This window comes from Flavobacterium hydatis, assembly GCF_000737695.1.
GTDB classification, from domain to species: domain Bacteria; phylum Bacteroidota; class Bacteroidia; order Flavobacteriales; family Flavobacteriaceae; genus Flavobacterium; species Flavobacterium hydatis.
Genome location: NZ_JPRM01000003.1, coordinates 229,168 through 239,840, shown reverse-complemented (window position 1 = coordinate 239,840; position 10,673 = coordinate 229,168). Strand labels below are relative to the sequence as shown.

The following is a 10,673-nucleotide window of genomic DNA, read 5'->3' as shown; positions in this document are numbered from 1 at the left end:
CTAATAACAAAGTAATTATGTTATCTAAAATTAATAATACAATGAAAAAAATTATCATATCATTTCTACTTATGGCTGTAACATCAGGTTACAGCCAAGAGTTAAACTTGCCAGTTTTTACACAATACCTTGCAGATAATCCATTTGTAGTATCTTCAACTTTTGCCGGAATTGGTGATAATTTAAGAATACGTGCCAATGGTTTAACACAATGGGTAGGAGTTAAAGACGCACCCGATAACCAGTCGCTTTATGCCGATTTTAGAATCCTGGATCGTTCCGGAGTGGGAATATCGCTTTATAACGATAGTAACGGATATACAAGACAAACAGGAGCCAAAATATCTTTTGCGCACCACTTAATTCTAGATTATTATTCTAAGCAATACTTGTCTTTTGGTATCTCGTATAACATCAATAATTTTAAAATTGATATCAACCAGTTTAACCCAACGTACGAAATCCCTGCACCAGATCCAAGCGTTACCGATAATAGATTTGTTTCTAACAACAACTTCGATGTAGGGGTCTTATATCGTAATAAGTCGTTCTATTTAAGTTTTAACGCAAGTAACATCCTAAACAAAGCAATCGATAAATTCGACGGTATAGAGCCTAATTTACTTAGAAACTACCAAGTATATACAGGATATGTTTTTAAAGGAGCAGAGAACAACCGTATCGAGTTCGAACCATCAGTTTATTACCAATTGTTTGCTAGTGATCAGCGTTCAAGTACCGATTTTAACTTTAAGTTCAGACAATACAACCGTTACGAAGATTATTATTGGATAGGAGTTTCTTACCGTTTTCTTAATGATCAGTTCTTCCAGCCATTAATGGTAGGTCCTATGGCAGGTTTCAAGAAAGCAGGTTTTTACTTCGGTTACTCGTATCAGGCATCACTTAACCGTATTGGCGCTTATAACTCAGGAACACACGTTGTAACAATCGGATTCGATTTCCTACAAGCAATTAGTAACTGTCCTTGTACACAAAACCCAGTTCACGATTAATAATTAATTTGTCATTTTTTGATTTTTTGTGTTTAATTTAAAATAATTATCAAATTACATCGTTTTCGTTTATATAAACCCCTGTTTTTTATTTTTATCGAATTTATTACTAAGGTAAAAGTTCTATATTTGTTATTCTTTCAAAAAAAACTAAAAAACTTACCTTAATGAAAACGTTAAAAGATTTTAATTTTAAGAATAAAAAAGCAATCATTCGTGTTGATTTCAATGTGCCATTAGACGAAAACTTTAATGTAACAGATGCTACACGTATCGAAGCTGCAAAACCTACAATTGATGCTATTTTAGCCCAAGGCGGAAGCGTGATTTTAATGTCACACCTTGGAAGACCAAAAGGAGTTGAAGAAAAATACTCTTTAAAACATATTTTAAAAACAGCCTCAGATATCTTAGGAGTTCCTGTACAGTTTGCTTCAAACTGTGTTGGGGAAGTTGCCAAAGATGCTGCTGCTAATTTAAAACCAGGCGAAGTTTTATTACTAGAAAATTTACGTTTCCATGCCGAAGAAGAAGCTGGAGATGTAGCTTTCGCAAAAGAATTAGCTTCATTAGGAGATATCTATGTAAACGATGCTTTCGGTACAGCACATAGAGCACACGCTTCGACAACAATAATTGCTCAATTTTTTCCTAACGAAAAATGTTTTGGAACATTATTAGCAAAAGAAATAGAAAGCTTAAATAAAGTACTTAAAAATAGTGAAAAACCAGTTACAGCTGTTCTTGGTGGATCTAAAGTTTCTTCGAAAATTACGGTTATCGAAAACATTTTAGACAAAGTAGACCATATGATTATTGGTGGAGGAATGACTTTTACCTTCATTAAAGCACAAGGTGGTAAAGTAGGAAATTCTATTTGTGAAGATGACAAACTAGAACTAGCACTTGAAATTTTAAGATTAGCTAAAGAAAAAGGAGTTCAAATACATATTCCAGTTGATGTTATTGCTGCAGATGATTTCTCAAACACAGCAAACACACAAGTGGTAGATGTATATGATATTCCTGATGGATGGCAAGGTCTTGATGCAGGTCCTAAATCATTGGCAAACTTTGAGAAAGTTATCATGGATTCAAAAACAATCTTATGGAATGGTCCATTAGGAGTTTTTGAAATGGAATCTTTCGCCAAAGGAACAATCGCTTTAGGAGATTATATTGCTGCATCTACTGCAAATGGAGCCTTCTCATTAGTAGGAGGAGGAGATTCGGTAGCTGCTGTAAAACAGTTTGGTTTTGAAGACAAAATGAGTTATGTATCTACTGGAGGTGGTGCAATGTTAGAAATTTTAGAAGGTAGAGTTTTACCTGGAATTGCAGCTATTTTAGACTAACTATCTCATTTTTAACACTTTTTAAAGAGTCTTTCATTTTATAGTCCTTAAGTTTGCAAAAATTACGGCATAGAAATTGTAAGAAATATGTCAATTAAATAGATGTTATGATTGTAAAGAATACCACATTATCAGTACTTCTGTTATCTACAATGGGTTTGTTTGCACAAGAAGTTGTGCAAACAAACCCAGTTGTAAAACAGGAAATTAAGATTTCGTATTTAGACTCAGTTAAAAATTCATTTGTTAAAGACGATTACGCGGTTCGGGTAGACAGTCTTTGGATGAAAGAATTAGTGAGTTTAGACATATACGAAGATTTATCTAAAGATATCCAAACAATTAATACGGATGCAAAGGTAGATTATGAATTGCCAACCGAGTTGTTAAAGCAACGTCTAGAGGCAATGAATGAAAAATCACCTTTTAACATTCAGTATAACCAAGGGTTGGAAAATATCATTAAGTCATTCCTAAAGAATCGTAAAAAATCATTTTCGCGATTAATGGCGTTATCAGAATATTATTTTCCAATGTTTGAAGAAGCATTCGCTAAACAAAATGTTCCTTTAGAGATAAAATATTTAGCCGTTGTAGAGTCAGCTTTAAATCCTAAAGCAGTTTCAAAAATGGGAGCCACAGGACTTTGGCAGTTTATGTACCACACCGGTAAACAATATAATCTAAAAATAGATTCGTTTATCGATGAGCGTAGTGATCCATTAAAAGCATCAACTGCAGCTGCAGATTATATGTCAAAAATGTATAAAATTTTTGGCGATTGGGAGCTAGTTCTTGCTTCTTATAACTCAGGTCCAGGAAACGTATCCAAAGCGATTCGTCGTTCAGGAGGAAAACAAACCTACTGGGATATTCGTAGTTACCTTCCTAAAGAAACACAAGGATATGTTCCCGCTTTTTTAGCTACAATGTATCTTTACGAATATCATAAAGAACATGGTATAGTTCCAGATAGAGCAGTTGTACAGCACTTTCAAACTGATACTATAAGAATTAAAGAAAAAATGAGCTTTAGGCAAATATCTAATTTACTAGATGTTCCCGAAGCACAACTACAGCTTTTAAACCCATCTTATAAACTAAACGTAGTTCCGTTTTATCAAGACGAAGAGCATTTCTTGAGATTGCCAAAAGATAAAGTTGCTATTTTTACTTCAAACGAAGACAAAATTTATGCATATCTTAATCATGAATCAAGTTCAAAAATTAATAAACTGCAAACATTAATTGCAGCTACTAAATTGGCTTCGCCTAAAACAAACCAAACTGTTGTTACAAAAACACAACTTTACAAGGTACGTTCAGGAGATAATTTAGGTTCAATTGCAAGTAAATACGATGTTACAATTACTCAATTGAAGAAATGGAACAACCTTAAGAGTAATTCAATTGCACTTGGGAAAAGTTTAAAAATTATTTCAGATAGCAAAATTATTAAGAAAGATATCAATGAAGTAAAATTGGTTCCTGCGGTAGACAAAAAACATACCGAAGAAGCAATTGCTAGTGTTGATGATAAAAAAACAACAGAATCTCAGCCGTCACTTTATGTGGTACAAGCAGGAGATAACTTAAGTACGATTGCTAAGAAATTCAATGTTTCTTTATCAGACTTAAAAGAATGGAATGGTTTGACACCAGAGAATATGGATATGATTGCTTCAATGAAAAAATTAGTAATACATTCTAATGTTCAAGAAGCGTCTGATACTCCAGAAATTATTGTTGCTTCAAGTAATATAGATAATTTCAAGAAAAGAACAGATGCTGTAAAAAGTGTTGGAGTTGATTATTATGTAAAAAAAGGAGATTCGTTATATAGCATTGCCAAAAAATATCCAGGAGTTACGATTTCTGATATTAAAAAATGGAATGATATAGAAAACGGAGCGATTAAACCCGGAATGAAACTCAAAATAAACGGATAATCAAAAATTGTATATAAATTTGGGTTTTATTTCATAACTTAACTAAAAATTAAAAATGAATAAAACCCATTTTTTATTGCTAATACTTCCGTTTTTGTTTTTCTCATGTCTAAAAAAGAATGAGAAAATACATCAGCACAACGATAGCAGTAAAATAAACACAATCTCGATCATTATAGATGATCAGTTGTGGTACGGAGAAGTGGGAGATAGCATTAGGAATAAGTTTGCTTCGCCAGTTGTAGGCCTCGTACAAGAAGAACCACTATTTACAATAAACCAATATCCAGCCAAACTACTAGAAGGTTTCATGACCGATGGGCGAAATATTATTGTAGTTAAAAAATCGAATACAAGTAAATTCGAAATCACCAAAAACGTTTACACATCACCACAAAATGTATTTCGTATATCAGGAAAATCAGTTTCGGATATTATAGAAGCATTTGAAATACACACACCGCAGATAATTCGAATAATTAGGGAAACCGAAATAGCCGAATGCCAAAAAATCAACAGTAAATCATTGTTAGATGGCGCAATTCTCAACAATAAGTTTCATATAAAACTAGACGTTCCCACAGGATATGAATATGCATTGCATAAACGTAACTTTCTATGGCTTAAAAAAGAAATGGTAAGTGGTAGTACCAGTTTGCTTATTTATCAGGTTCCGATAACAAGTATTACCAAGAACTCCGATATTGTTGGCAATATCGTAAAAATGCGGGACTCAGTAGGAAGGTATATAAAAGGGCGTGAACCTAATACCCAAATGATAACCGAAGAAGCCTACGCTCCATATTTCTCTAAAATTACCTTAGATGGAAAAACAGCTTATGAAACCAAGGGAACTTGGGATTTAAGAAATGATTTCATGACAGGACCTTTTATAAATTATGCAATTATTGATAAAGCCTATAACCGAATACTAGTTCTCGAAGGATTTTGTTATTCCCCATCTAATGAAGAACGAGATTCGATGTTAGAGCTAGAAGCCATTATAAAATCGGTTAGAATTAATAAGCGATAATACCCTTTTTTAAATAAAACCAGATTATACTATTACAACATGAAACCAAATTGGAAAATTAAGCCTTTTGAGGCATTAACTGTTCACGAACTATATGATACCCTAAAATTGCGAAGTGAAGTCTTTGTATTAGAGCAAAACTGTGTTTATTTAGATCTAGACGGTAAAGACAAACTTGCTTTGCACCTAATAGGCGAATATGAAGGCAAAATTGTGACACATGCGCGTCTTTTTGATGCCGGAATAAGTTTTGATAACGCATCGATAGGAAGAGTCGTAGTAAGCCCGGATTATCGCGATAAAAAATGGGGACATGATTTAATGACAGAAGCTATTGCAGGAATTAAAACCCATTTTAATAAAACTGATATTACAATCGGAGCACAATTATACCTAAAAAAATTCTACGAAAGTCATGGTTTTGTACAAAGCAGTGAAATGTATCTAGAAGACGATATTCCGCATATAGAAATGATTAAAAGTTAATTACGAAAATTTTTGATTTCACAAAAAATATAAAACTAAAATTATTTTTAGTGAAACAAAAGACATTATATGACGACTACTATTTTATAAAATAGTGGTCGTTTTTGTTTTAATACTTAATCGACAGTATAAAATTTTGATTTTAGAGCATTAATAACCTAACTATAACCAACCTTATTCCTAATGAAACTTAAACTAACGTATTCAGCTTTATTATTCACATTTACGGCTATAACCTTCGGTCAAGTTAAACCACTAATTGTAGAGCCAACTATCAATTTGCCAAAAGACACTCTCATAGCCAATAACCTCATAAAATCGTTAAATGGCTTTTTGAGTTTAAAAGAAAGTCCAAATAAAGAAAATACCTATGTATTGAAAGAAGATTTGCTGGAAACATCAATACTTTTGGATGAGATGAAAGCGATTGAGAAAAGTGGAAAGTATAAAGATGAGAATTTCTACAAAGGATACCTTAACAATGTAGTACAGCTTGATAATGATTCTTTTTTTATCCAATTCTCCTACATTGGTATAAATGAGAACAAGCCAATTTTGGGCGCTAGTTTTGAGATTTTAGCAAAGAAAAGAGATGATAAATTCTACTTTTTATCACCGTTAAAACGCAATACAATGACTTGGCAAAGCAAAACAATTGGCAATTGTGTATTTCATTACAAGAATACATTAAATAATAAAACAGCATCAGAATATGTTAAGGCAGTTGCCTCATTTGATGCTAAATTAAAACCGACTAGTACAAAAATAGAATGGTATGGTTGTAGTGATTTACCGGATTTGCTACAAACAATAGGAGTAAAATACAAGATAAATTACAACGGAAACAGTTCTAGTAATTTTAATGCAAATGAAAACAATACTACTTTATTGGTAAGTGGAGCTAACAATACGAGTTTTAATAGTTTTGACCCACACGATTTATGGCATGAGCGAGTACGTAATGTATACCCAAGAAGTGCAATTAATAAACCAGTTGATGAAGGCTGTGCCTATCTTTATGGTGGAAGTTGGGGAATTAGTTGGAAAGATATATTAGCAACATTTAAAGAGAAAATTGCATCAAATCCTAATTCAGATTGGCTTACATCGTATGAAGACTTTTATAACTTTGGAGAAAGTAAAGAAAAACATTTACTTGTACCTTATGTAGTAAATGCTCTAATTGTTCAGAAAATAGAAAAAGAAAAAGGTTTTCCTGCCGTTTTGGAATTATTAAGTTGTGGAAAGTATGAAAAAGGAAATGAAAATTATTTTATAACACTCGAAAAAATAATAGGAATCAATAAAAGTAATTACAACGAAAGTGTCTGGAAATTGATAAAAGAGAATTAAAATAGTTAGCGAAATGCTTTAATTTTTAATCAGAAGTTCATTTGAAGTTTGACTTTACCAAATTTCAAATGAACTTCTGACATATAGAGATAATAAAGAACTAGTTCGTAAGAGCTTTTAATTTTTCTTTAAGAGCTGTATTTTCTGTTCTTAGTAACTCAAGTTGTTTAAAGATAGAATCAGGAATGTTAAACTGGTTAATAACATTGCTATTATCGCCATTAGGCTCATAAATAGTTTCTTTTTCTACATCCAAAACTTTAGCTATTTTCAGCCATTCAATTTCCGAAATGTTCTTGCGACCATTTTCTCTTCGGCTATAATTAGATTGAGTCATACCAATTAAATCTGCTAGTTTTTCTTGAGAGAATCCCTTGTTTAATCTTACTTGTAGCAGTTTCTTTTTGGTCATATTTCTTTTTAGTTTGCTGCAAAAATGAGGAAATAAATTTTTCAGAACAATACCCACTTTTAATGATATTTTGAAAGTTTTAGTTAATTATACAAGCTTTTTATCTGCATGGTTCCTATAAATTTTACATAATTCGCATAAAAATGCATAAGGATTATTTTCATTAGCATCTATTTTTGAAAAACTATCTTCTTGTCATTTCTCAATCTTAAACAGCCTAGTCGACAGGCATAAGCTAAGAGATGATTAATGTAGATTAGTTCAAAATTTAAATTTAACCGTAAAAATTAAAAACGATGAAAAAAATTAACGAAGACAAAAAGAAAAAAACAATCAATGATTTATTAGATAAAAAGTTTGAGCGTTTAGAGAAAATTGTTGGAGGAGGTAATTCTACAGGATCTTGTTCAGCTAGTAGAGATTGTAGAGGAGTTGTAACAGCAGTTTAATAATACAAAAGGAGGTTATGTTTTACATTCCCTCCTTTTTTTAAATTCTTTAAAAGTAATGCAAAAAAGTATGGAAGAAAGTTTGAGTAATGTGCTCAGCTATAAGAATGAAGATGTAATAGATAGATTCTTGAATTTTTATAAAATAGAAGAATCAGAAGCAGTTAGCATTTTTGAGGAAACAAAAAAATGGCTTTGGTTATGTTCAAATATAGATTTTAATTTTGTGAGTGATGATTCTATAATTATAATCGACGAAATGTGGCATAATTTTATTCTTTTTACAAAAGATTATAATGAGTTTTGCCAGAAATATTTAGGGCAATTTATTCACCATCAGCCAAAAACCAGAAAAGAAAACGAAGAGTGGAATAAGGATATAGATAAAAGCCTTAGAGATTATAAAATTGCTTTAAAAAAGCAATATGAGCTTATCTATGATAATTTAGGCGAAGAAACATTAAACAAATGGTATGTAGAATTTGCAGATAAATATACTGGTACATACATAAAGTCAATTACTAAATAAATTATGAAGAAAGTTATTCTTTTGTTACCACTGTTTTTATTCAATTTCAGTTTTGCACAAACATCAAAATCTAATTTTACATTAGAAACCCGAAAAATTACGGATTATCCCTTTAATCCAGTTATTTCTGAAAAGGTAAATGATAAGATAGTTTTAAAAAAAGAATATGAATTTCTTGATTCTTTAAATTTTCAAAGTATTAATTACAAGTCTTTTGACAACCTTAAACTTAGAGGTTTTTTAATAGAACCTAAAAAGAAAGGGAACTATCCCGTTTTAATATACAATCGTGGAGGTAACGGTAATTTTGGTGCTGTAAAATCAGGATTCCTAACGGAGTTTTTGAGCAAAATTGCCAACGAGGGTTATATTGTAATTGGTTCACAACTCAGAGGAACATCTGTAAGTGAAGGTGTAGACGAATTTGGGGGCAAAGATGTAAATGATGTTTTAAGTCTTTTTGAAATTATTGATCAATTGCCTAATGCCGATAAAAGCAGAATTGGCGTTTTTGGATGGAGTCGTGGCGTTATGACAAATTTCTTGATGCTAAAAAAGACCAATCGAATAAAAACTAATATTGCAATTGCTGGACAAGCCGATTTAATCGAATCAAAACGCCCTGAGATGTTTGGCGTTTATAGAGAAAGAATTCCGGGTTATGCCAAAGATTCAGTTGCAGCTTTAAAAACGCGTTCTAGTTTGCTGGCAATAGATTCTATCCAGAATAAAAAGGTTTCTCATTTTATTATTCAAGGTAATAAAGATGTGAAAGTTGATATTAGCAATGCCTTTGCTTTTTATTCCAAATTAAATTCAAAAGAATATACTACACGCTTATTAGTTTATGAAAATGAAGGACATGATTTAGAAATCGTAAACGATAATTTGTTAAATCAAATAGCCGATTGGCTAAAGAGATATTTATAGGATATATTTGTTTCTGTATGAATATAGAAACAATTTAAAACAGAATAAATGAGCATCTTTAGATATTTTATAATAGCTACATTTTCGTGTTTTGTTATGCATGCACAAAATGGAGAAGATTACCATTTGCAAAAAGCAGGGTTTGATAAAATAACCCTGAAGACAAAGAAGGATACAATTGTGTTTTTGATGTCTAAAAGCGAATCTAAAGTGCCGAAACCAACCATTTTATTTGCTCAGGGTTCGCTGCCTTTACCAGTAATTTTTTATGATCAAGATATATCAAATTCTTTGATTCCGTTTAGTATTAAAGAGTATTCCGAAAAATTTAATTTTGTCATCATTGCAAGAAAAGGAATCCCTTTAATCGGTACTTATGATAAAGATGCAAACGGTTATGTTGATGAAAAAGGAGAAGTTCCTCTGGAGTATACCAAAAACAATAATTTAGGATATAGAGTTAGTCAGGTACAAACAGTTATAAACTATTTATATAACGATAAAAGGGTCAAAAAAGATTCCATCTTTCTTATCGGACATTCAGAAGGATATAGAGTAGCGTGCAAATTAGCAGAAAGCGATACAAAAATTGCAAAATTAGTTTGTATGTCAGCAGATCCCTTTAATAGAGTAACCGAAAGTATTTTGCGAGAGCGAGTTAAGGGTTTCGGAACAAATAATGATGAAGCCTCACAATTAGAAATTGATAATTTAATTGATGATTATAAAAATATTCCAGCAAGTAAAATAACGTATAAAGATGATATAAAATTTAATAATTGGTTGAGTTATAATGAACATATGAGTTATGAAAGCCTACGAAAATTTAAAAAACCGATATTGGTTGTTTATGGTTCTGCAGATATTGGGTCAGCACACAATGATTTACTACCTTTTTTACTGCCCAAAAACAATATAAAACTCAAAGCTTATCCTAACTACAGTCATAATTATGAAAAGAAAGAATTTGATGCTAACGGAAACCCTTTAGAAGATAGCTATCATTGGGACGAAGTATTTAAAGATGTAGTAAATTGGCTCACTTTATAATAGTATAAAAGCTCATTTTACTGTAATTAACTTTAGAGGATATAAGGTATACCTCAAAAAAAAATGCAAAAAGAAAAATATTCCTTTTTGCATTTTTTTATAAAAACTATT

11 protein-coding genes are annotated in these 10,673 nt (G+C 31.4%); 10 read left to right on the top strand and 1 reads right to left on the bottom strand.

The features are described 5' to 3' along the window. Positions 1-41 precede the first annotated feature (41 nt). The 6 genes from IW20_RS03155 to IW20_RS03130 all read left to right on the top strand — a co-directional run bounded on the left by IW20_RS03155 (position 42) and on the right by IW20_RS03130 (position 7,192). Positions 42-1,016, top strand: a complete 975-nt coding sequence (locus IW20_RS03155) for a PorP/SprF family type IX secretion system membrane protein (protein WP_035618839.1) — start codon at positions 42-44, stop codon at positions 1,014-1,016. A gap of 167 nt (positions 1,017-1,183) precedes the next feature. Beyond that, positions 1,184-2,371, top strand: a complete 1,188-nt coding sequence (locus IW20_RS03150; protein ID WP_035618611.1) for a phosphoglycerate kinase — start codon at positions 1,184-1,186, stop codon at positions 2,369-2,371. A 107-nt stretch (positions 2,372-2,478) separates the two neighbouring features. Then, entirely contained in the window at positions 2,479-4,320 is a 1,842-nt protein-coding gene (locus tag IW20_RS03145; RefSeq protein ID WP_035618608.1) for a LysM peptidoglycan-binding domain-containing protein, read from the top strand. A gap of 55 nt (positions 4,321-4,375) precedes the next feature. Beyond that, positions 4,376-5,353 carry a DUF4837 family protein gene (locus tag IW20_RS03140; protein ID WP_035618604.1) on the top strand — a complete coding sequence of 326 codons (978 nt, stop codon included), beginning with the start codon at positions 4,376-4,378 and terminating at the stop codon, positions 5,351-5,353. Between the two features lie 39 nt (positions 5,354-5,392). Beyond that, positions 5,393-5,839, top strand: coding sequence for a GNAT family N-acetyltransferase (locus tag IW20_RS03135; RefSeq protein WP_035618601.1), 447 nt, complete (start codon positions 5,393-5,395; stop codon positions 5,837-5,839). A gap of 183 nt (positions 5,840-6,022) precedes the next feature. After that, positions 6,023-7,192, top strand: a complete 1,170-nt coding sequence (locus IW20_RS03130) for a hypothetical protein (RefSeq protein ID WP_035618598.1) — start codon at positions 6,023-6,025, stop codon at positions 7,190-7,192. A 100-nt stretch (positions 7,193-7,292) separates the two neighbouring features. Here the strand turns inward: IW20_RS03130 and IW20_RS03125 are convergent, their stop codons facing one another. After that, entirely contained in the window at positions 7,293-7,604 is a 312-nt protein-coding gene (locus IW20_RS03125) for a helix-turn-helix transcriptional regulator (protein WP_051885515.1), read from the bottom strand. Positions 7,605-7,900: 296 nt separating this feature from the next. Here IW20_RS03125 and IW20_RS26165 point away from each other — a divergent pair, with 296 nt between their 5' ends. The 4 genes from IW20_RS26165 to IW20_RS03110 are packed head-to-tail and all read left to right on the top strand — an operon-like array spanning position 7,901 to position 10,562. Next, a complete protein-coding gene (locus IW20_RS26165; RefSeq protein WP_165571401.1) occupies positions 7,901-8,053 on the top strand; it encodes a hypothetical protein in 153 nt (50 codons plus the stop codon). Positions 8,054-8,111: 58 nt separating this feature from the next. Then, on the top strand, positions 8,112-8,582 hold the full coding sequence (locus IW20_RS03120) for a glycine-rich domain-containing protein (RefSeq protein WP_051885513.1): 471 nt from the start codon (positions 8,112-8,114) through the stop codon (positions 8,580-8,582). 3 nt (positions 8,583-8,585) lie between these two features. Beyond that, complete coding sequence (locus tag IW20_RS03115; protein WP_051885511.1) at positions 8,586-9,512, top strand: alpha/beta hydrolase family protein; 927 nt, start codon at positions 8,586-8,588, stop codon at positions 9,510-9,512. Positions 9,513-9,560: 48 nt separating this feature from the next. Then, complete coding sequence (locus IW20_RS03110) at positions 9,561-10,562, top strand: acyl-CoA thioester hydrolase/BAAT C-terminal domain-containing protein (RefSeq protein WP_123869427.1); 1,002 nt, start codon at positions 9,561-9,563, stop codon at positions 10,560-10,562. The last annotated feature ends 111 nt before the right edge of the window (positions 10,563-10,673 follow it).